Annotated in this window: 16 protein-coding genes and 1 pseudogene; 6 read left to right on the top strand and 11 right to left on the bottom strand. The window is 39.7% G+C overall.

What is annotated here, in order from left to right:
- Positions 1–242 precede the first annotated feature (242 nt).
- The 6 genes from HMPREF0669_RS07565 to HMPREF0669_RS07540 form a co-directional block, all read right to left on the bottom strand.
- The gene (locus HMPREF0669_RS07565) at positions 243–1,220 is read right to left on the bottom strand and encodes a DUF4999 domain-containing protein (protein ID WP_009228068.1); all 978 of its coding nucleotides are present in this window, start codon (positions 1,218–1,220) and stop codon (positions 243–245) included.
- A gap of 11 nt (positions 1,221–1,231) precedes the next feature.
- Positions 1,232–2,401: a DUF1735 and LamG domain-containing protein gene (locus HMPREF0669_RS07560; RefSeq protein WP_009228069.1), complete on the bottom strand. Its 1,170-nt coding sequence runs from the start codon at positions 2,399–2,401 to the stop codon at positions 1,232–1,234.
- 91 nt (positions 2,402–2,492) lie between these two features.
- Positions 2,493–3,563, bottom strand: coding sequence for a glycoside hydrolase family 18 (locus HMPREF0669_RS07555; RefSeq protein WP_009228070.1), 1,071 nt, complete (start codon positions 3,561–3,563; stop codon positions 2,493–2,495).
- A gap of 82 nt (positions 3,564–3,645) precedes the next feature.
- Complete coding sequence (locus HMPREF0669_RS07550) at positions 3,646–5,166, bottom strand: SusD/RagB family nutrient-binding outer membrane lipoprotein (protein WP_020967306.1); 1,521 nt, start codon at positions 5,164–5,166, stop codon at positions 3,646–3,648.
- A gap of 16 nt (positions 5,167–5,182) precedes the next feature.
- Complete coding sequence (locus HMPREF0669_RS07545) at positions 5,183–8,305, bottom strand: SusC/RagA family TonB-linked outer membrane protein (RefSeq protein ID WP_009228072.1); 3,123 nt, start codon at positions 8,303–8,305, stop codon at positions 5,183–5,185.
- Between the two features lie 388 nt (positions 8,306–8,693).
- On the bottom strand, positions 8,694–9,452 hold the full coding sequence (locus tag HMPREF0669_RS07540; protein WP_009228073.1) for a YaaA family protein: 759 nt from the start codon (positions 9,450–9,452) through the stop codon (positions 8,694–8,696).
- A gap of 201 nt (positions 9,453–9,653) precedes the next feature.
- Here HMPREF0669_RS07540 and pncB point away from each other — a divergent pair, with 201 nt between their 5' ends.
- The 6 genes and pseudogenes from pncB to HMPREF0669_RS07515 all read left to right on the top strand — a co-directional run bounded on the left by pncB (position 9,654) and on the right by HMPREF0669_RS07515 (position 14,727).
- A complete protein-coding gene (gene pncB, locus HMPREF0669_RS07535) occupies positions 9,654–10,874 on the top strand; it encodes a nicotinate phosphoribosyltransferase (RefSeq protein WP_009228074.1) in 1,221 nt (406 codons plus the stop codon).
- A gap of 239 nt (positions 10,875–11,113) precedes the next feature.
- The gene (gene ychF / locus HMPREF0669_RS07530; protein ID WP_009228075.1) at positions 11,114–12,214 is read left to right on the top strand and encodes a redox-regulated ATPase YchF; all 1,101 of its coding nucleotides are present in this window, start codon (positions 11,114–11,116) and stop codon (positions 12,212–12,214) included.
- 120 nt (positions 12,215–12,334) lie between these two features.
- The gene (lgt, locus tag HMPREF0669_RS07525; protein ID WP_009228076.1) at positions 12,335–13,186 is read left to right on the top strand and encodes a prolipoprotein diacylglyceryl transferase; all 852 of its coding nucleotides are present in this window, start codon (positions 12,335–12,337) and stop codon (positions 13,184–13,186) included.
- A 168-nt stretch (positions 13,187–13,354) separates the two neighbouring features.
- The gene (locus tag HMPREF0669_RS07520) at positions 13,355–14,299 is read left to right on the top strand and encodes an acyltransferase (RefSeq protein WP_009228077.1); all 945 of its coding nucleotides are present in this window, start codon (positions 13,355–13,357) and stop codon (positions 14,297–14,299) included.
- Positions 14,295–14,453, top strand: a pseudogene (locus HMPREF0669_RS10590) (type II toxin-antitoxin system RelE/ParE family toxin); the annotation flags it as partial. The gene HMPREF0669_RS07520 and the pseudogene HMPREF0669_RS10590, both read left to right, overlap by 5 nt.
- Positions 14,419–14,727, top strand: a complete 309-nt coding sequence (locus HMPREF0669_RS07515) for a helix-turn-helix domain-containing protein (RefSeq protein ID WP_009228079.1) — start codon at positions 14,419–14,421, stop codon at positions 14,725–14,727. The pseudogene HMPREF0669_RS10590 and the gene HMPREF0669_RS07515, both read left to right, overlap by 35 nt.
- Before the next feature lie 147 nt (positions 14,728–14,874).
- On the opposite strand, the gene HMPREF0669_RS07510 is transcribed toward HMPREF0669_RS07515, so the two are convergent.
- From HMPREF0669_RS07510 to HMPREF0669_RS07485, 5 genes are all read right to left on the bottom strand, one after another.
- Positions 14,875–16,671 (bottom strand): LTA synthase family protein, encoded by a 1,797-nt coding sequence (locus HMPREF0669_RS07510; RefSeq protein ID WP_009228080.1) that lies wholly within the window; start codon positions 16,669–16,671, stop codon positions 14,875–14,877.
- Positions 16,672–17,183: 512 nt separating this feature from the next.
- The gene (rnc, locus tag HMPREF0669_RS07500) at positions 17,184–18,212 is read right to left on the bottom strand and encodes a ribonuclease III (RefSeq protein ID WP_020967305.1); all 1,029 of its coding nucleotides are present in this window, start codon (positions 18,210–18,212) and stop codon (positions 17,184–17,186) included.
- The gene (gene fabF, locus HMPREF0669_RS07495; protein WP_009228082.1) at positions 18,202–19,464 is read right to left on the bottom strand and encodes a beta-ketoacyl-ACP synthase II; all 1,263 of its coding nucleotides are present in this window, start codon (positions 19,462–19,464) and stop codon (positions 18,202–18,204) included. Before fabF ends, rnc begins: the two co-directional genes overlap by 11 nt.
- Before the next feature lie 204 nt (positions 19,465–19,668).
- A complete protein-coding gene (locus HMPREF0669_RS07490; protein ID WP_009228083.1) occupies positions 19,669–19,905 on the bottom strand; it encodes an acyl carrier protein in 237 nt (78 codons plus the stop codon).
- Between the two features lie 727 nt (positions 19,906–20,632).
- Positions 20,633–21,388, bottom strand: coding sequence for a lipopolysaccharide kinase InaA family protein (locus HMPREF0669_RS07485; protein ID WP_009228085.1), 756 nt, complete (start codon positions 21,386–21,388; stop codon positions 20,633–20,635).
- Positions 21,389–21,427: the final 39 nt, after the last annotated feature.

Here is a 21,427-nt window from a genome sequence, read left to right as displayed (position 1 = left end):
TGTATTTTCGTTGCAAAGTCCATGCAATAAAGGACTACATCTATTATATATAAAGGGGTGTTGTGAGGCTTTGGTGGTGCGCATTTATCCAAGAGGAGCACAAAGGCTGTGTAAAAGCTTAGTAAAACATAGGGTGCACTCGAATGAACGAATGCACCCTATGGCTGTTTTATTGATGTTTTAAAATAAAAACCGAGTTTATTTTGCGTTTAAAGCAAAAGCAACATTGGCCTTATTAGTTTTTAGTCTGTACCAAAGAGATAGAATTCTAGAATACTTACACGGCCTGTTGCGGGCATCTTTAATATGCTATATTTTAGATAACGGGCCTTAGGACTGCTTAAAAGTGTGATGTTTTGATAGCCTCCACTTGTTTGAATTGTGCCCAACGATTTCCATGTTACATTGTCTTTCGAAACGGCAACCTCCACTTCTTGGGGGGCATAGTGATTGGTTGTCCATGCCCAAGAGGTGGTGTTAACACCCGTTATGGTTTTGATACTACCAAGATCTATCGTTATTGTGAATCCTTGTCCACTGCGTGCAACATCTGTCGAATAGTTTCCATCAATTAAATTAGCACTAGAATTTTCGGCTCCTTCACTCAATGTAATAGTCCAAGAGTCACGATCTAACACGTCATTCACCTTTGGTTCGCCCATTATCATAGATTGCAAGGCTCCTTTTTCAACCTTTGCTGTGAGATTGTTGAGCGTTGTCATGGGTGAAATGAGTGTGTTGGGTTGCGTTGTTTCGATGCTTTTTAGGGCTACATCGAACGATAAACTAACCTTTTGCTCGTTTGTTTTTAGCTCGCTAAGGTTTGTTGCTACAATGCGAAAGGTGTCGGAATGTTGCTCGCCTGCTTTGATAACAATTTGTGAAACATCGATTTTTTTACCCTTGTTGTCTTGTAGCTCCAATCCTATATTAGATGCGTTGGCATCACGAAGTTCGATGTTTACATGCACATCTTTGCTGGTTGGCTTTTGTGTTTTAGCCACAAAAGGCATGTTAACTTCTCCTGAAAGACCTTCTTCAGAATGGTTAATGTAGAAGGTTTTGGGTGATGGAGTTAAATAATCTAACCGTTGCAGATAAACATAAGTGGCAGTCCACTCGTCTTCTGCAGTGTTGTTTTCGCTGTGGCAACCACATAATAGTAGTAGGCCTGCTATGGCATAGCCACCTATTTGAAGTAGGTTATATTTGTGTTTCATAACTTTTTGTTTTATTTCCAATCGGTATGTTCATCTATTGACTTTATTCCTTCAACCCAAGTTGGTGTTTGAGTTGTGGTGATGGTGTGTCCTTTTCCTGTTGCATCGTGGAACACATTGCCCGTTCCTTCATTAAATCTCCAATAAGCTTCTAAGCCTTTTGCTTTCGGACTTACTGTTGATTGACTCTTTTGTATTTGTGTTTCGGTGCGACAAACCGACCAAACACGGGCTTCGGTGATTAGAATTTTGCAGTTTCCCCAACGGCTATAAGGATCATCTCCTTTGGTAAACCATTTAAATTGTTTAAAGGTGGTGCTACCAGCAGGGATATCTTTAACACCAGCAAAGGCACCATTGATATACAAACGATAGTGAGAACCATCGCAAGTGAGTGCCAAGTGTTGCCATTTATTTGGCTCGAAAGAGAAAGAAGGATTCATATAAATGCGGTTTCTACCCACAATTTGCACTAAAGAGTGCGCCTTATGTCCTCCATTGTCGCTTTGAGGATCTTCGAAACGAAGCAACACAAAGTTAGTTTCTCCAGGTCCGCTGTTAACAAAAACGGCACGATCTCGGTCGCCAGTGTCACTCACTTGGAACTTAACTTCTATGGTATATTCGTTAAATGTTTCGTCTCCCTTAGGCATTGCAGCCTCTAACATCGGTGCACCAGTGAACTGAGGAAGTGATGAAGTGACAATTGCTTCGGTTGTAATGACGAACGAACCCGTTTTAGACATTGCAGGAATGTCGCTGTTTTCGCTAATAAGACGAATGGGAATGGCATAGCTTTCGCCTATCATAGCTTGTGTTAAAGGCTTAATGTTAATCTTTACAGGGTCGACAGAGTATTGTCCTTTAGGGATAACAACCTCTGAAGGCATTGTGAAGGTGCTGTCGGGAAGTGTTATATAGCTTGTTCCTTGCTGTTCGTTATATTGATTTAGCAAGGCAGTATCTACCACAAGTTTAAGCTTGCAATCGTGTGTTGCTATTGTAGAGAGGCATGGAGTTATTTCGGTTGTTGCACCATCGTCGTTGATAATAACTTTTGTACTCGATGAAGTACGGCTCTCGTTGATGAAAGCACTATTGTTTAGCGTTTTGTAATCTGCATCATTGCATGATATAAACAATATCAGGTTACATAAAAGCATGTATCGAATTAGTTTCATAAAAAATCTTTTAAAATTTATTTTAAATGATATGAGCTGTTTTTTTTGTTGCCAAAGCAGAACAAGGAGCCCATCATAAGGTTTTATTTTATTATCTCACTGCTGGGTTTTGAGCCTGAATGGCACGTCGTAGGTATTTATAAGCAGGTGTGTTTACTGCTTCGCCGTCGATGTGATAGGCTCCAAATCCGCCTTTCATATAGCCGTTTATTGGTTGCCAACGAGCAAAACCTTCTAATGAACGATAAGGAGTTGAGCGTCCATCACGTGTAGAAAAAGGATAGCCACCATTTAAACAATCGATGGCACTCTCTAAGTTTTCGGTCATTATATAACGATTTGTGATTTCTTCTTCAGTCATAACCGATTTAAATTTGTTTATACCTGTTTGTAAACGGCCATCCAAATTGCCCTCTTTAGCAAAGTAGGCTTGTATCACATAATAGCTGATATAAGGTGCTGTTTCTGCGTTTAAGGTTTGTGGTTCGCCATCTACAAGGAGCAATTTCTCGGGATGTGGTGACTTGGGTCCTATGCTTTTAGCCAGCTCGGTGATGAAGATATGCATCAAATCGTTATTACTTGCCAGCTTTCCTCCATAGCCATAGTTTGGTTCGAAGTCGATATCAAATCCATCATAGTTATATTTGTTGAGCGTGTCTACAATGGCATTGGCATATTTTCGAACGGCCTCTTCTTGCTTTTTGGTGTCGCCATCTTCCCAACCCCAGAACTTATTTCGAGTGGTTTCGTCGATATCGTGTTCCTTTGGCGTTGCATGTTGTCCCACATACGATGTAAAGCTACAGAATAGAACCTTTGTTCCCTTTACTTTTTGAACGAACTCGAGATCTTTTTTTTGTCCTTCTGATAAGTTAGTGGAGTTGTCCCAGAGCGAAACAACATCGATAGAATCGGGAAGACCTGCCAACATATTGGTTGTAGAAGCGCCTGGATTGCTCCAACCTCCAAACCAACCGAACGATATAGAGTGCTTGGTTGCCTTCCATTCTCTTAGTGCTTGGTAGTAGGTTTCTTTCTTTGCAATCTCTGTATTAGAATATTTTGTCATTTGAACTGCCTCTGCATCAGTCCAATCACTACACGCAAACGCCACTATAGAGCAGCCAAACAATGATAGTGCTTTAAAAATATTATGCATAATATATAATGTTATTCGTTTATAAATAGGAATGATTAGATAAAACTACCAACATTTTGGTTGTTTTTAATAATACCAATGTTTAGTTTTTTTTAGCCCAAGGCAAGTCTGTAGCCTCGTTATCTTCACCATTCAACAATTTTATTGCATTTTGATAGTTTTGCTTATTCAAGTCTTTTTCTGTGTCAGGATAGTGCAAACGGCGCATTCCTCGCATCGTATTTGTTATCACTTGAGAATTTAAATTGTTGATCGAAGGAGCCAATTCAGGGAATCCTGTGCGTCGATATTCAGCCCATGCTTCGAGTCCCATGGGGTACATTGCAATCCATTTTTGTGTGATAATGCGTTCTAAGTTTTGATTGTTACCATCAGCATCCCATTGAATTTTAACCTTTGTGTTGCGTTGATAGTTATATTTTGATCCACGAGGGTCGTTCGAATGTCCGTCGGGTGTTGCCGTGTTGTTATTGATATAGGCTTGTGTTGCATTGGCATCTACGCCATGTTGTTCCATAGAAAGTTTTATTCCTTCTTTATAAAACGCCTCAGCAGTTCCACCAACGTTCCACCCTTTCAATGCGCATTCTGCTTTTAAGAAGGCCACTTCGGCAGCAACACAAATGGGAAGGGGTGATGTTGTTTGAAATTTTGGCAACGAATAGTTTGCTACATCTTGCTTTTGGAAAGCGGCTTCGCCAGTGCGCATGCCAATATAACGAGTGTGATCGAATGCCGATGTGGTGAAATAAGCATCACGACGGGGGTCGTTATAGCCATTCATATAATCGACAATAGACGAACTTGCACGAAGATCTCCCCAGCCTGTTGAGGCCAATTGATATGGGTTTCCTTGCACTCCAGGCGACATTAAAGCATTATATTGGTTAGCATCTATCAATCCAGCAGGGCTCATACATATTTGTTCTGCAGCTGTTTTGTCGCCAATTCTCACTGCTGCACGCAGTGCAATAGAGTTGGCTAAGCGTGCCCATTTGCTGTAATCACCTTCGTAAAGCAAATCGTTTGCCGCCAAAGGACGTGATGAAGGATATTGTTTGCTATATTGATATAATGTGTTAGCTGCCGATGTTAGGTCGGAAATGATGTGTGCATAAACATCTTCTACCGACTCATAAGCAGTGTTGAATTTGCCATTTGCAATACTACTATATGGTATTGGGCCATAACAATCGCACACTCTCATAAGCACAGCAGCCTTTAATAGAGTTGCCATAGCCCAGAAATGTCCCGATTTGTTAGTGGCTTCTTCTATGCTATAAAGGTTCACAAGTCCTTTAAAGGGAGTGTTAAACGGAATAGCATTCCATCCTTCCGAAGGATTAAAGGTATCGAAGTTTTGTCCACCCCATCGGTTCGAGCAGGTCATATAACCGCCTAATGCACCCACCATTTGGTCTATCATCTGCGAATTGTTTTGCTGAACAAACATCAAAGGCTCCATCATTGCAGGAAGAAGCACAGAAGGTACACCTTTATACACTGCATATTTGTTCGTGTTATACTCTTCAAAGTTGTCTGTGCACGCACTAACGCCAAGTGTAAAGAGAAAGAGTGCTATTATTTTACTTATATTTTTCATAAGAATCTTTGTTGTTTTAGAATTGAACTTTAACATTAAAACCAATGTTTCGAGTAGAAGGTTGCATAAAATAGTCTACCCCTTGATAGAAGTTACTACTTGTTGAAGCTGACAATTCGGGATCGAATGGAGCTTTACAATATATCATCCAAAGGTTTCGTGCAAGTAGTCCTACAGATAAATTCAACTTATTATGGAACCATTTCTTAGGAAAATCATAGCTCAAACTCAATTCTTGAAGGCGAACATTGGTGGCACTATATAAGTAATAAGTACCGTAACCTCCTTCTGCTGTAGATATTGTTTGATAGTATTTCTTAGCATCAATCTTTCCATAATTAATAGGAACACCGCCATTGTTGCGTGCATCTGCAGAGGCTTGCGATCCTCCATAATAGTCTAAAATGCCCTGTGTTGCCGAGTAAACCAATCCACCAACACGTGCAGAAACAACAAAACCAAGTGTAAGTCCTTGATAAGAAATAGAGTTGTTCCAGCCCATATTGTAGTTAGGAGCTAATCTTCCAGCCTTTCTCAAGCCTGTTTCTTGCATACTTAAATTGCCCGAAGAAGGATCGATAGCAATGTTTCCATTAGGATCTCTCTTCAATTCGTGCTTGATATAGATATCGCTCATGGTGCCACCTTCACGTAGAATAACTTGTGGAGCAACAGAGCTTGCACCCAAATAGGCTTTTTGAATTTCAGGAATACCCTCGCTATTGACGCTTGCTTTTGATAATTCTTTAATTCTATTTTGGTTTAATGTGTAGGTGAGAGTCGATGCAACGCCAATTTTTCCGAATGTGTTACGATAGCCCAACGTTAGCTCTATACCTTGGTTTTGTACGTTTCCGCTTTGCACAATTTGTTCAGAATACAACGAAGATGTACTTGTTTTGCCATAAATTGTTTGGTTATAGGTGTTCGAGCGATATAGGGTTACATCTAAATTGATGGTGTTATTTAAAAATTTAGAGTTCAATCCAAGTTCCCACGAGCGTGTGTTCTCGGGTTTCATGTGTTCTAATGGAGCGATATTCGACTTCTCCCACAAATGGGTTTGGTTATTGAAATGATAGCTTGGATTAGACAAGAAACGATCAAAAGCCGAAGCAACATCAGAATAAGAGGCACGCATTTTTACAAAAGTAATCCACTTAGGAAGCTTAACCATGTTAGAAATTACAGCCGAAACGCCCACTGAAGGATAGAAGAACGACGGCTGATCAGAATAAGCTAACTGCGAAGCCCAGTCGTTTCTGCCTGTAACTGTTAAGTAAAGCATATCTTTATAGCCCAGTTCCACCGATCCAAATATCGATTGAGTTTGGTCGTGCCAGCCCTCTTGAATGGTTTTATACTTATTCGAATAGTTAATGTTGTTCATCGCAAAGAAGTTTGGTAGCAACAAATTACCTGTTCCTCCTGCTGACTCAAACATTTGATCTTTAATCGAAGTACCAATGTTCGCCGTGAGATTATAATCCTCTCCAAAACGTTTGTTGATGTTAACCATCACATCACCATATATTGTTCGGTCGTGTTGTGTTTGGTCTCCGTAGCCTCCATTCGCATCCGAAATGGTTAAAAGAGTCGAAGCATAATTCTTATTTAACAAACGATATTCTGAGTTATCCACTCTAACACGTCCAACAACATTTAGCCAATCGAGCACATTCCATTTTAAAGAAGCATTCAACATATAGCGATGTTTGTCTGTAGTGCGTGTCATTCGCTTTTGAACCCAATAAGGATTTTGCAACGAGTGCACCCCTTCTCCATAGGGCCAATATTGTGTCATATAGCCCAAAATAGGGTCCCAACGCTCGAAATTGCGAACTTCATCGAAGTTATCTCCTCGTGGAAATAAATACAAAGCAGGCAAAGGGTTGTTGTATTTACCCTGCGAAACCATGTTGGCATCTTTCTGAACGATATAGTTTGCACCAAAATCTAACAATAATTTATCGTTAAGAAACGATGTTGTGTTGCGTGCTGTGAAATTATAACGTGAATAAGTGTTTTCTAAAACAATGCCTTTTGCGTTTGTAGTAGAAACCGATATATAGGTTTGATTTTTGCTATTGCCAGTTGATAGCGACACCGAATTAATGATGTTAGAGCCTGTGTTGAAAAATTTAGCAATGTCGAAATTGCCGTTTTGTTGGCTTCCCCAGCTCATTAAACCCGAGCTTGTGCCATAGCTGTTTTGAGTTTTTGGCAAGAAGGTAGCATGCGAAAACGTGCTACTATTGCTCACCGTAACCGTTGTTTTGTCTTTACTTCCACGCTTGGTGTTAATAATCACAACACCATTGGCAGCGTCGCTACCATATAAAGCCGCAGCCGATGGACCTGTTAACATGTTTACACTCTCAATATCTTCGGGGTTTATGTCGGCCGAACTCTCCGAACCCATCGGTGTTGAGTAGGTTCCTTCGCCTCCACCAAAAGAGTGATTATACATCGGAACACCATCTATTACATACAAAACGTTGTTGCTTTTTTCGATAGACTTTGTGCCACGCATCACCACACGCACAGCACTTCCGGCTCCACCTGCACCTGTATTGATTTGAACACCAGCCACCTTGCCCACTAGCGAGTTAACAAAGTTGGCGTCTTTGTTGCGTGTAAGCTCTTCGGCCGACACCTTTTGCACGTTATAGCTCAATGCTTTTTCTGCACGTTTAATACCCAATGCCGTCACCACCACTTGGTCTATTGTTAGTGCATTGCTTTTTAAAACAATGTTTAAACTGCCACTTCCTGCGTGTTTCACCTCTTGAGTTACCATACCAATGTAGCTCACTAAAAGGGTTGCACCTTTAGGAATGGTTAACGAGAACTTGCCATCTGCATCTGTTATGGCACCATTGGTAGCAGCTTTTGCGCCTTTTATGCGAATGGTTGCACCAATAACAGGCTCGCCTGCTTCGTCTACAACTCTTCCTGTTACCTTAACATCACTGTTAGACTGTTGTGCTTCTCGGTTCTCTAAAGCTGTTACATTTGGGCTAAGATCCATTGAACTTCTACCTAAAAGATGAGTAGAGTTGGCAGGTGTACTTGCAAATGCTTCTAAACAGCAGCAAGATAGAAAAACACTTACTGGGAAAATTTTTCCTGTTTTCATTTATTTATAGATTTATTAATGCTCTGTTCGAACATAAGACCTCGATAAAAGATATCGAGAGGGCTTTGTTTTATTGTATAGCTATTGATTGTTTAGCCGTTTAGGTTTATCAATGCAAATATATATAATGATTTATAAAGGTTTATTTTTTATACATATATTTAATATTAATAAATAAAACTAAACACAAGTTTAAAGAGAAAGGAATATATATAGGTGTGTTATGGCATCCAATGAAGCCTATTGAAAGCTATTGTTTGACCCTTTTCCTGATCTTTTAAATAAAGCTTTTCCACAAAAGAGCATCATTAAGTTGGATTATTTAGCACACAACCCACCAACAAAAGAGGCGGGCGTGTTGAGGTAAAGACGAGCACTTCGTTTGCAATTAACCGAGTGTGAAGAGCAGTTTACCTGCTTTTTTATCTTCAGAATGAAACTCGAAACCTTCAAAATCGAAGTCTTTTAATTGGTCGATATGCTTGCATTCGTTCTCAATGATGTATCTAGTCATCGTTCCTCGGCACATCTTTGCATACACAACAATGCTTTTTAGCTTTCCGTCTTTGTGCACCATAAAATCAGGTTGAATAACTTTTATCTCCTTAGTAACCCTCTTCCAGTCGAACAAACGTTTCATTTCGGCACTGGCAAGATACACAAGTATGCTGTCGTCTTGCTTCACAGAGTCGATTAAACAATCGGTAAGCAGAGGTTTCCAAAAGTCGAACATCGACATATTGTTATTGGGTAGCACCACATTTCCCTCGAGTCGGTAGTTCTGAATGCCGTCGCATGGGCGCAAAAGACCATATAAAAACGAGGTGATCCACAGGTGTTTTTGAGCGAAATTCATCTGTTTTTTAGAAAACGACTGCGCATTTAAATATTTATATGCAATGCCCGAATAAGCCAAAACCGCTGGGAGCGTGGTTTGAGGGAGCATGAAATTGTTGTAGCGCATTTTGTTGATTGCACCCAGTTGAGCGTTGATTTTGAGCATACTCGACAGCTCTTCTGCCGAATAAGCAGCCATTTCACGAGCATTATCAATGGCTTGTTGAAGAAAGAGGGGTTCAGTTTGTTGAATTTTTGCGCACTCGGTTTGGGCAATCATGTCTTTAGCACACGACAAAAGTATTTGCATATAAAAGAGGTTTATTTTTGTATTATTAGGAACAAAGATAGTATTTTTCTGTTAAAACGAGAGCGTTCTGAAAATTTAATAGTACTTTTGCGTTTCTAATATCAATGCTATTGAGTGCCAATGTCACTGATATTGCACGCTAAAAGCATCAACATTGCAGTGTAAAAGCATTGCTTTCTTCACTCACTTAAGAAACTTATTATGAATCAAATCATTCAACATTTCACCGACAACGATGCCTATACCTTCAGTTGTCAGTATTATGTACTTCAAAAATACCCTCGTGCTGAAGTAGAATATACTTTCTTCGACAGAAATAAAACTGTGTATCCAAAAGGTTTCGACCAACTGGTTCAAGAGCAAATAGCCTTGATGCCCAACGTGGTTATTACCGAAGAAGAAATACATTTTATGGAAGAAAAGATGTATTATCTGCCTAAGTGGTTCTTTACTTTCTTGCGAGGCTATCGCTTTAACCCTAGTGAAGTGAGTGTAAGTCAAGACGAAGAAGGACATCTTGCTATCTCTATTAGAGGCAAGTGGTATTCTACCATTATGTGGGAGATGCCCATCTTAACCATTATTTCAGAATTGATGCACACCCTTTTGGGCGATATTGAACGCTATGATGCCCAAAGAGAAGAGCAAAGAGCACGAGAAAAGGCGATAGAAATTTTGTCGAATGGCTTGGTATTGAGCGATATGGGCACCCGAAGACGCTTGTCGTTTGCACATCACGACATGGTGGTTCGTGTGTTGAAAGAGGTGTATCAAGAGAAAGGAACGACCGACTCGGAGGGCTTTCACGCATGGAGTGGCAAACTGGTGGGCACAAGTAATGTCTACTTTGCTATGAAACATCAACTCACCCCCATTGGAACAATGAGTCATCAAATTATCGAATTTGAAGAAAATGTGAGCGGAGTGTTCGAATGTAACTTTAATGTAATGCGCAAATTTAGCGACGTTTACGACGGAGACAACGGCATTTATCTCTACGATTGCTTTGGCGATAAGGTGTTCTTTAACAACCTTTCGAAGCGTATGGCAATGATGTTCACGGGCTTACGTGTAGATAGTGGTGTGGAAGAAGATCAAGTTGAAAAGATTATCTCAAAATATAAGCAACTAGGAATCAATCCTCAAACCAAACAAGTGGTGTTTAGTAACGGGTTGAACATTAAACGAGCAATTGAAATTCACAAGTATGTCGACGGCAGAATGCAAGACAGCTATGGTATAGGAACATTCTTAACCTGCGATGTAGAGAATGCTAATGCGATGAATATTGTGGTGAAATTAACCCAATGTCGCATCACAGAGAATCGTGAATGGCACGACTGTGTGAAGCTTTCGAACGACAAAGGCAAGACACTTGGTAACCCCGAGAAATGCGCTTACTTGCTTAAAATGATTAAATAAGATAGTAACACAACAACAATAAAACCAAATTTGTTATAGCATCGCACGATCTTTGAAACACAAGAAAGTGCGATTTTTTTATTCAACACAACTAAATGAAAACCAAAGAGAACAGCAACTTATAGCCCACAACAACGTCTCGGAGTGATAAAAAACAAAAAACAATGGTTCTTTCTCTTTGAAAACTCTCCTTTTTACGCTAACTTTGTAGGCAAAAGAAAATAATAAATAAGAATTAGATGTCATTAAAATGCGGTATAGTTGGACTTCCAAACGTAGGTAAGTCAACTCTTTTTAACTGTTTATCGAGCGCAAAAGCGCAAGCAGCAAACTTCCCTTTCTGCACAATTGAACCCAATGTAGGTGTTATTACCGTTCCAGATGAACGACTAACAAAGCTTGCAGAGATTGTCCATCCAGGCAGAATAGTTCCTGCAACATGCGAAATTGTAGACATTGCAGGACTTGTTAAGGGTGCATCTAAAGGCGAAGGACTTGGTAATAAGTTCTTAGGTAACATCAGAGAGACAGATGCAATTATCCATGTTCTTCGTTGTTTTGAAGACGAAAACATTACACACGTAGACGAAACCATTGATCCTGTGCGTGATAAAGAGATTATTGATACCGAACTTCAATTGAAAGATCTCGAAACGGTCGACAATCGTTTGGCTAAAGAACAAAAGATTGCAGCCGCAGGAAATAAAGATGCTAAGGTGATGGTTACTGTTTTGCAAGCTTATAAAGAGGTTCTTGAAAAGGGACTCAATGCAAGAACGGTGCAATTCGAAAGCAAAGAAGAGATACAAGCAGCACACGACTTATTTCTTCTCACTTCTAAACCTGTGCTATACGTTTGTAACGTAGACGAAACAGCAGCGAAAGAGGGTAATGAGTTCACTCAAAAAATAGCAGAAATAGCAACTACTGAAGGTGCAGAGGTATTGGTTATCGCTGCTAAAACCGAAGAGGATATCGCCTCATTAGATAGTTATGAAGACAAACAAATGTTCCTTGAAGAGCTTGGTTTGACTGAATCGGGAGTGAATAGATTGATTAAAAAGGCTTATTCGCTATTGAATTTGGAAACATTTATCACTGCTGGAGAGATGGAAGTGAAGGCTTGGACTTACCAAAAGGGCTGGAAAGCTCCTCAATGTGCAGGCGTTATCCATACCGATTTCGAGAAAGGTTTCATCCGTGCAGAGGTCATTAAGTATGCAGATTACATTCAATACGGCTCTGAAGCAGCTGTGCGTGAGGCAGGAAAGCTAGGTATTGAAGGCAAAGAATATGTGGTGCAAGATGGCGATATTATGCACTTTAGATTTAACGTGTAACGCAACTAACTTATAAGCATAGCGTCTTTTACAGTCCAAAGCGACATGTTGAGAGGCTATGCTCTTTTTATTTATATATCAACGGGTGCAAAACAAAATGCCCTTTAATATCAAATTATTATGCTAAACACTATCCTTTACATTGTTTGGAACCCCAACATAGAGTTGTTTAGAATTGGTTCTTTAGCCATTAGATGGTACTCTTTGTGCTGGCTTCTTGGTCTTTTATTCGCTTATCTCATCGTAAAAAAGCTCTATGACGACCAAAAAATCAAGGAAGAATACTTCGATCCGCTCTTTCTTTATTGCTTCTTTGGCATCTTGTTGGGCGCACGTTTAGGTCATTGTCTATTTTATCAGCCCGATTATTTCTTGAGTTCGTTTCAGCATGTCGTTGAGATTTTAGTGCCAATAAAGTTCTTACCTGGTGGAGGTATGCACTTTACGGGTTACGAAGGCTTAGCGTCTCATGGCGGAACGCTGGGTTTAATGATTGCACTCTACTTGTATTACAAACGCACTCACGTTAATCTTTGGCGTGTACTCGATAACATTGCCATCGCAACACCAGTGACAGCGTGTTTCATTCGCTTAGGTAATTTGATGAATTCAGAAATTATTGGTAACGTAACCGATGTACCTTGGGCGTTTATCTTTGAGCGTGTTGACATGCAACCACGTCACCCTGGTCAGCTATATGAGGCGATTGCTTATGCTATCTTCTTTTTCGTTGGCTGGTATTTCTATAAGAATAAGCCTCAAAAAGTGGGTTCGGGCTTCTTCTTTGGCTTGTGTTTAACCCTCATTTTCACCTTCCGTTTCTTTATAGAATACACCAAAGAGGTGCAGGTGAGCTTTGAGTCGGGAATGCTTTTCAATATGGGTCAGTTGCTAAGTGTGCCCTTTATCATCATCGGAGTGGCATGTATGGTGGGCGGAAAGTGGCTCAAAAAGTTAGGAGCAGAATCGTAATACGAACGCATTGAATAACGATATACAATTAAAGCGGAGATAGTTATCCCTGTTTCAATATAGCTCTTAGCTTAAGACTAGGCTCTTTGTCTTGCTCAATTATATCTCTTTATCAAGAAACTTGCGACAAAAGTTAATCATATCAAACATTTATAGACCTAAGAAAAAATGGGAAATAAAGAATATTATCACGAGCTTACATTATTAAAAGGAATTGCAATTCTCTTAGTTGTAATGGGACATTCGCTTCCATCTTGTATAGATCAGAGTCTTTGTTACAATTCCTTTGCTTGCTATATCATACGTGCTCCTCAGATGGCAATGTTCTTTGTTGCAAGTGGTTTCTTGTTTTCGGAGTCTATAAGTTGGAAGAATTTCTTAAATAAGAAGCTAAATAGGCTTCTTATTCCTTATGTTGCATATTGGGCTATTGTTGTACTTATACATGTATTCCTGTCGAGTTACACCTTTTCAGGAACTTATTCGTTGAAGGAATCTGTTATATCTTTATTCACAGGTGGTACATATTGGTTTCTATATGTTTTGCTGTTAATAATGATAGTGGTTAGATTCTTTCAGTTTAAGTATGGTTATTTCATGCTTTCTGCAATATGTATTTGTGTAAGTTTTATCTTTCTTGACTTACCAATGTCGGCAAATCGGTTCTTTAATTATACCCCATTTTTTATTGGAGGCATATATATTCGTAGGCATTATTCTGATATAAAGCCGTTTATATGTAGATATCAAATGCTGTTTACAATAGGATTTTGTTTGTTATTTATTGTAACTTATTTTATTATTCCTGAGAGTTTGTTCATAGGAAAGCTGTTTGGAACAGTGATGTTTGCTTTTGTTTGCTTGTATATCAATGAAAAAAGCAAATGTGGTAGAATGCTTTCCTATTTTGGGAAGTACTCACTTCAGTACTATATCAATCATTTATTGATAGGAACTATAGCAATAAAGATCGCATCACTATTTGTTTTTGGCTCACCATTATCATGTTATGTACAATGGGTAATGGTTTTTTCATTAATGATTGCATTCTCATTTCTTGGTCTTGAGATTCAAAAGCGTTTAAAATTCTTGAGATTTATTTCTGGATTATAGAGTCTTCTTTATCTTCGATGAGGGCAATATTGTAGTGTTGTTCAATGGCTTTCAGAAAAAAAAGCAGAAGACTCCAAAGGGAGAAATAGATAAAGCTTTACGAATAAAGAATGAATATTATGCAGAAAAACAAAACAATAGTCAGAGATTTTGACCAATATTTAGATGAGGAATATGGTGCAATAGGTACAGAAGAGCGTACTAAATTCGAAGAAGAAGCCAAGGCTTTTTATGCAGCACAAATACTTTTGCAAGCACGTAAGGACGCTAAAGTAACACAAAGTGAGCTTGCTCAGCGTGTAGGAACAACAAAGTCTTATATCTCTAAGATTGAAAATGGAGTGATAGAGCCAAGTGTTGGCTTGTTCTTTCGCTTGATTAATGCTCTTGGTTTGCGCATAGATATTACTCAGTCAATGGGAGTTTAAGATTTAAAATAAATAGGGGAGCAATTTTGTTCCCCTATTTTTATGATCTATATTACAAAAGAATCTCTACCACTTCCTCAAACATTTGGGGAGAGTGATAGAGATTTTTATTGATTTATACTTTTCTTTCTTTGCTTTTATTCCGTCCTATTTCTTTTGCGAAGGCATTTTATTGAAGCGCAACATCAAGTCGGAGATGTGCCAAGCACGTTTTAGTCGACTGATTTCTTGTGCCGAAACGCCCTTGGTGTTGCCCACTACTTCGCCGTTAGGACTTATTGCAAGGGGTGCTTTTCGTGAGTCGAATATCGTTTGTCCCATTCCTTTCCAAGCGTAGTTGTTCACTTGAAGCAGGCTTAAAATGGTGGGATACATATCTATTTGACCCATCACCTCGTTATAACGTATTCCCTTTGGCGAGTTAAGAACGATGAAAGGGGTGAACTGCTGTGGCGAAACAACGCCCTTACCAGCGGAAGATTGACATAGAGAAGCACGATCGGCAGCAAGTCCTTCGTGGTCTCCTGTAATCACAACAAGCGTATTTTCGTAGTCGGGTCTACTCTTTAAGTAGTCTACAATAATTCCAATAGCCTTGTCTGTGTAGTTCGCCATGATCATATAGTCACGCATTCTTTCAGGATAATCGCCCTTTAGTTGAATTTGTTGGAGTGCTTCAGGTAGTTTAAAAGGATTGTGACCCGAGTAGGTTACGAATTGAAGATAGTTGTTGTTGGGGTTCATTCGAATCACGTTTTGTTTGATTTTCTCTACCGATTGTTTCATAAACGAAACGTCACCCAGCTTCTTTCTCGAGCCCACTTTCTCGTCTAACACCCAGCTATCTTTACTCAATATTGTGCCAATACCAAAGGCTTTAGCCACCATTCCTTGGTTCCAAGTCACCTCTTTGTCGACAGTTAAGAGCGTAGCGTTGCGTTCGTTGCCCTCAGTAACCGCCTTGGTAAGGGTATAAAAGTTGTTGTTGGGGTAGAGAACAGCATAGCAACCATTGGCAATGGGCAACATACCAGCGTTTAAAAGCAATTGGCAGTCGATGCTTCTTCCGCCCTTTACCTGTGTAAGAACATGGGGAGCGTAGAGCGTGGTAGAATCTTTTAAAAGTTGATTGATGTGCGGTGTGAGTTCTTTTCCCTCCACTTTGCGCTCCAAAACCCAGCTTTCGAGCGACTCGCACAAGATAACCACCACGTTGGTGCGTTGCCTTAGGCAGTCGGTTTGAGGCAAAAAGTCGGGCTGTTGAGCAAACCAATCGTCAATTTCCTTTTGCATTTCAGGTGTAAACTGCTCCTTACTTTGAAGTGCTTCGTTCAACAAACAACCGCTAATGGTGTACATAGGCACCGTGCAGGTGTAGTGGTTGGCGTCTTGCAAATTGTTGAAAGCCTTTGTTAAACCGCCCTTTGTAACGACAAATAGCATTGAGATGCAAGCGAAAAACAAGGTCCATGCGCCATAAACACGATTGAAACGTTCTTTTTTGTACTTTTCTTTTCCTCGTGAAGTCCTGAAAATAATTGCCCCGATGGTTGTTAGTGGAAAGAGAATATCTATCCATCGCATCGAATCTACAACGCTCGGCATAAAGTCCGACAGGTTTCCTGCCAGAGCATAGCTATCTAAAGGAATGATAGAGTTATAGGTTCGGCTATACATCAAGTTACAAACAAGGGCAGCATCGATGAGCAAGAGTACCAAAAGTTGTATTCGATTACTTCGTGCAAGGATGTAGGGACCCACCAAAATGAAAGTTAACAAAATGGTGTTGATATAGGTTTCGGGATAAGAAAAAGCCGTGAAAGTGGTTTGATAGCACCATATAATGTTGAAAAGCATTATTTTAATGAAGGTAACGGCAGCGTAGAAGCAGGCTGTTGACGTCCACATGGTGGCAGGAAAAAGACGCTTGAGTAATTGTTTCATCTCTAAATTGATTTAATCTTATCGTTTTTCTTTCGAGCAGTTGAGTTGCTTTGAAATTCGTTTTACTTTACTCATGCAAAAATAGAAAAATAGAATGAAACGGCAAAAAATATGCTTTCTTTTAATGCTTGTTGCACTGCTTTGTGATGTTGGCTCACTGCTTTGAGTATAGGCTCTTTGAGGTAGACAGGAAAAAGCGTTGCTATTGGCAACTAAAAGGATTGCTATTGGGGTGTAATGTCGGTGCTTTTAAGGGGCGAAAGCATTGCTTTTGTTGAATGCTGGTTGTTGAATTGCTTTCTTGGTGCTTTTCTTTTGCCGTGAAAGGCTTTCTATTTGTTCAACCTACTACTACCCTCTTTTGGTGTTTTGAGGCGTTAGAGGGAAAGAATAGTAGAAAAAATGATATTGATAGTGGGCAATGTATCTTTCAATTGCATGTTGCTTCTCCCCCACTTCATTCGTCTATAAAATAAAAAAGGACATCAACTGACATCCTTTTTTATTTTTTTCTACTCCTTACCTGCAAACGCAGCTTCTTCAGCAGCAGCAATAATTTCTTCTTGTGTGGGTTCTTTTGGGTTGGCAGTGATATCCGATAAATCGAATTCTTCTATCTCTTTCATCTCCACAACCTCTTCTTTTGGTTTTCCATTTGTAGTAATTACTGTTGATTCTAAAGGCTCGTCTTGAGCAGGTTGAGTGTTGTTTTCGTTGTTTTCTGTGGTTTGCTCTTGGGCAGTTTCTTGGTTTTGCTCGGCTTCTAGTCGTTTTTTCTTAGCTTCAAAAAGTGCGGTTGAGAATCGAGTATTCTTTTTAATACATTCCAAAGTCTCTTCCGATGCGAGCTGTTGGCTCTCCTTCTTACTAAAGCCCGATGCCGAATTACACTTTATTCCTTCGATCACCACGCAGTATTTGAATACAGGGTTGCCCTCTTCGTCTTTCTTTTGTTCTAATAAGTTGAATGCAATGTTCATCTTATTCTTTTGCGCCCATTCGATAAGTCGGCTCTTAAAGTTCACTTCTTTGTATGCCACCGTGTCGATGTTCACCATCTTTTTTAAGATTTTCTCTTGCATAAAGCGCATGCAAAGATTGTAGCCTCTGTCTAAATAAAGCGCACCAATGAGTGCTTCGAAAGCATTTCCAGCCATGTAACTGTTGTGAGAAAAGTTGCGACCGCTAGAATAAATGAGTCGAGAAAGACCAATTTCTTGGGCTATTTTGTTGAGTGTTTCTCTTTGAACAAGTTTACTTCTGGTGTTAGTTAGAAAGCCTTCACGCTTTCCAGGGAAGTGTTTATACACGATATCTCCGACTATTGCATCGAGAATGGCATCGCCTAAGAATTCTAATCGCTCGTTGTTAACAGGCTTTCCCTTTTTATTTTTAAAGTGAATACTTTTGTGGCTCAACGCCATTTGGTATAATTCAATGTTGCGAGGATAGAATCCTAGGATAGTATATAACGACAAATAAAGCTCCTTTTCCTTGCGGAATGGGAGCTTTATTTTATCTATGAAATTACTATTCAGCATATTTCTTGAACACTACACATGCGTTATGGCCACCGAAACCAAATGTGTTGCTAAGCGCAGCACGCACTTCTCGCTTCTGAGCCTTGTTGAATGTGAAATTCATTTTGTAGTCTATGTTAGGATCTTCATCACCCTCTTCGTGGTTGATAGTTGGAGGAACGATGTCGTTTTGCACTGAAAGAATGCACGCCATAGCCTCTACTGCACCAGCAGCACCAAGTAAGTGACCAGTCATTGACTTAGTAGAACTGATGTTAAGTTTATATGCATGGTCGCCAAAGAGTTCCTTAATAGCTTTCGCTTCAGATATATCTCCAACAGGAGTAGATGTACCATGTACGTTGATATAGTCGATATCTTCTGGCTTCATTTGTGCATCTTCAAGCGCATTGCTCATTACAAGCTTTGCACCTAAGCCCTCTGGGTGACTTGCAGTGATGTGGTGTGCATCGGCACTTGCGCCTTCTCCCACCATTTCTGCATAGATCTTAGCTCCACGAGCCTTTGCATGTTCTAGCTCTTCTAGCACAATACATGCTGCACCTTCACCCATAACGAATCCATCTCTACTTGCACTGAAGGGGCGAGAAGCGTGTTCTGGGTCGTCATTACGAGTAGATAGTGCGTGAAGAGCGTTGAAACCGCCTACTCCACATTCGCATATTGCAGCCTCTGCACCACCACTTACCATTACATCGGCTTTGCCTAAGCGGATAAGGTTGAATGCATCTGCGAGTGCATTGGTTGATGATGCACATGCAGAAGTGGTTGCATAGTTAGGTCCATGAAAGCCATATAGCATCGAAATTTGTCCTGATGCGATATCAGCGATCATTTTTGGAATGAAGAAAGGATTGAATTTAGGTCCTTCTTCTTTGCGAGTAGCATAGCTGGTAACCTCGTCTTCGAAAGTTTTAATACCGCCAATACCCACACCATACACTACACCTATGCGGTTAAGGTTTTCTTTTTCTAAATCAAAACCAGCGTCTTTAACTCCTTGCATTGCACTAATGATAGCCAATTGAGTGTATCTATCGAGCTTACGAGCTTCTTTGCGATCGATATACTCATTGATATTGAGGTCTTTAACCTCGCATGCAAACGTGGTTTTGAATTTTTCTGTGTTGAAAGCTGTTATAGAAGCAGCTCCACTTTTACCGTTAATTAGGTTGTTCCAGGTTTCTTCTGGAGTATTTCCAACGGGTGTTACAGCACCAAGTCCTGTAACAACAACTCTTTTAAGTTCCATTTTATTATTGAATTTAAGTGGAGACCAAAAGTAATATAGAAGATTTAAAAAGCGAATTGGCTAACTTGCGCTGTTTATATACAAATAAGAGATAGATAATGAACAAGGAGAGATGATGCAAATAAATTATTACCCTAGGGCAACTCGCTTCATCTTTCTTTGCTCAAGTCTATCTCTTATAGCTCAATTCTCAACTTTTTATAATTATTTTGAGTTTTCTTCTATGTAAGCGATTGCGTCTCCTACAGTTGAAATCTTTTCTGCTTTATCGTCTGGAATAGAGATACTGAATTCCTTTTCGAATTCCATGATAAGCTCAACAGTGTCAAGTGAATCTGCACCAAGGTCGTTAGTGAAGCTTGCTTCTGGCTTTACTTCTGTTTCATCTACACCAAGTTTATCAACGATAATAGCTCTTACTTTTTCTTCAATTGCTGACATAATTGTTTGTTTTTTAAATGTTTGTAATTTAATTTCTAAGTGAAAATCGCATGCAAAGAAACGACTTTTTATTTAATTCAGCAAATATTTTTCTCAAAAAACGACCTTTTTTGCACATAAGGGGGTTGTTTGTGCATTGTTTTTGAGTCTTTTTCGGATAAAAATGACCCTTTTATTGCTTTTCATCTCATGCTCTTTGGGTCTATTTTTTGAAAAAAGCTCATTGATACCCTCTTTTTGCTTCTCAAAAGTCGTCTGTTTTTCCCTTATACCTTATTATATATAAGAGCGATGGTACAAAAAATGATCGAAAAAATGAGATGCGAGAGTGAAAGAAGCACGCCAAGAGGTGGATATAAAAGCAATGTTTTTTGAGGATAAAAGCAGGCATATTGCTACTTAAAAGCGTTGCTATTGAAAGCTAAAAGCAATGCTATTGCAAAGCAGGTGGATTGGCTTGCTTTGAAAAGTGTTCTGACCTTTCAAAATGAGTGGAATGAGCAGGGAGCGAAAGTGGAGTGAGAAAGGCGAAGGAAGGAAAGGAAAAAGGAAACTAAGTGAAAGGAACAAACAGCAGAACTCTACCGACAATGTTGAAATTTTGAACTGAAAAGATGATGAGTTGAGTATAGAATGAAGACCAATTGGGCAGTGAAGACGGGCAAGTGGAATGCAGAAGAAGCATGATGAGGCTCACTTGGCGAAACAAAAGGCGGTAAACGGGCAACTAATCGAGTGGAAAACTGATGTAATGTCGCTTGCCATAGTTCTTCCAAAACTTGTTTCTGTGCATCACAACAAGACGCTCGCACTCGTCAACATCAAAGTTTCTGGCTTTGGCATAGGCTCTTGCCATGGTTCTAAACATCTCGGTAATTCCCCAAAGACGTGCGAAATTGGCACAGCCTTCGTTGATATCTATCTGCTTAAACTCCATTCGGTTGATGTCGATAACAGCAAAGTGATATCCCTTTTCGTCTTTTTCCCAAAGAATATTACCAGGCGAAAAGTCTTTGTGTAACACCCCGTTGTTGTGCATGTGCGCCGTGAAATTTGCTAAAGCCTCTACCCTTTCAAATGCTTCGGCATCTCGTTTGCCTCCCATATCGTATAAATCGTTGGTATAAGAACATTTGATGTAGGCATAATAAGAGTGTTGCAAGAGGTGAAAGCTGTTGCGCTCTTCGATATAAGCCACGCTTTGTGGGGTTTCTATTTGCTTTTCTTTGAGAATATAAGGAAACTGAAAAGCCCTTAAACCCTTTGGTTTGCGGATGTTAAAAGAGTAGACAAGCTGATTGAAAAACGAAGGTTTATGAAATCTTTTCACGTTGATTGTTTCGCCATTAGGCAACGTAAACGATTTAATGGTGTTGCGTCCGTCGTATATCTCCACTCCTTCTGTGTCGAAGATCGAAGGGATAGAGGTTAAGAATGCACGCATATCTTCGTATTGTTCGTCAATCATTATTTTGTATGCCATATCTTTTCGGGGTCTTATATAATGGTTGGGGTGAGCGAT

It is taken from the genome of Prevotella sp. oral taxon 299 str. F0039, assembly GCF_000163055.2.
In the GTDB taxonomy this organism is placed as follows: Bacteria; Bacteroidota; Bacteroidia; order Bacteroidales; family Bacteroidaceae; genus Prevotella.
The sequence above is the reverse complement of the archived record's forward strand: the minus strand, read 5'-3'. Positions and strand labels throughout refer to the sequence as shown.

What these genes read in the sequence shown, in the direction of transcription:
- ychF (WP_009228075.1), top strand. Translation starts at nt 11,114, where the DNA reads ATGTCATTAAAATGCGGTATAGTTGGACTTCCAAACGTAGGTAAGTCA.
- HMPREF0669_RS07520 (WP_009228077.1), top strand. Translation starts at nt 13,355, where the DNA reads ATGGGAAATAAAGAATATTATCACGAGCTTACATTATTAAAAGGAATT.
- HMPREF0669_RS07560 (WP_009228069.1), bottom strand. Translation starts at nt 2,401, where the DNA reads ATGAAACTAATTCGATACATGCTTTTATGTAACCTGATATTGTTTATA.
- HMPREF0669_RS07565 (WP_009228068.1), bottom strand. Translation starts at nt 1,220, where the DNA reads ATGAAACACAAATATAACCTACTTCAAATAGGTGGCTATGCCATAGCA.
- rnc (WP_020967305.1), bottom strand. Translation starts at nt 18,212, where the DNA reads ATGCTGAATAGTAATTTCATAGATAAAATAAAGCTCCCATTCCGCAAG.
- HMPREF0669_RS07485 (WP_009228085.1), bottom strand. Translation starts at nt 21,388, where the DNA reads ATGGCATACAAAATAATGATTGACGAACAATACGAAGATATGCGTGCA.
- HMPREF0669_RS07515 (WP_009228079.1), top strand. Translation starts at nt 14,419, where the DNA reads ATGCAGAAAAACAAAACAATAGTCAGAGATTTTGACCAATATTTAGAT.
- HMPREF0669_RS07490 (WP_009228083.1), bottom strand. Translation starts at nt 19,905, where the DNA reads ATGTCAGCAATTGAAGAAAAAGTAAGAGCTATTATCGTTGATAAACTT.
- HMPREF0669_RS07510 (WP_009228080.1), bottom strand. Translation starts at nt 16,671, where the DNA reads ATGAAACAATTACTCAAGCGTCTTTTTCCTGCCACCATGTGGACGTCA.
- fabF (WP_009228082.1), bottom strand. Translation starts at nt 19,464, where the DNA reads ATGGAACTTAAAAGAGTTGTTGTTACAGGACTTGGTGCTGTAACACCC.
- HMPREF0669_RS07555 (WP_009228070.1), bottom strand. Translation starts at nt 3,563, where the DNA reads ATGCATAATATTTTTAAAGCACTATCATTGTTTGGCTGCTCTATAGTG.
- lgt (WP_009228076.1), top strand. Translation starts at nt 12,335, where the DNA reads ATGCTAAACACTATCCTTTACATTGTTTGGAACCCCAACATAGAGTTG.
- HMPREF0669_RS07540 (WP_009228073.1), bottom strand. Translation starts at nt 9,452, where the DNA reads ATGCAAATACTTTTGTCGTGTGCTAAAGACATGATTGCCCAAACCGAG.
- HMPREF0669_RS07545 (WP_009228072.1), bottom strand. Translation starts at nt 8,305, where the DNA reads ATGAAAACAGGAAAAATTTTCCCAGTAAGTGTTTTTCTATCTTGCTGC.
- HMPREF0669_RS07550 (WP_020967306.1), bottom strand. Translation starts at nt 5,166, where the DNA reads ATGAAAAATATAAGTAAAATAATAGCACTCTTTCTCTTTACACTTGGC.
- pncB (WP_009228074.1), top strand. Translation starts at nt 9,654, where the DNA reads ATGAATCAAATCATTCAACATTTCACCGACAACGATGCCTATACCTTC.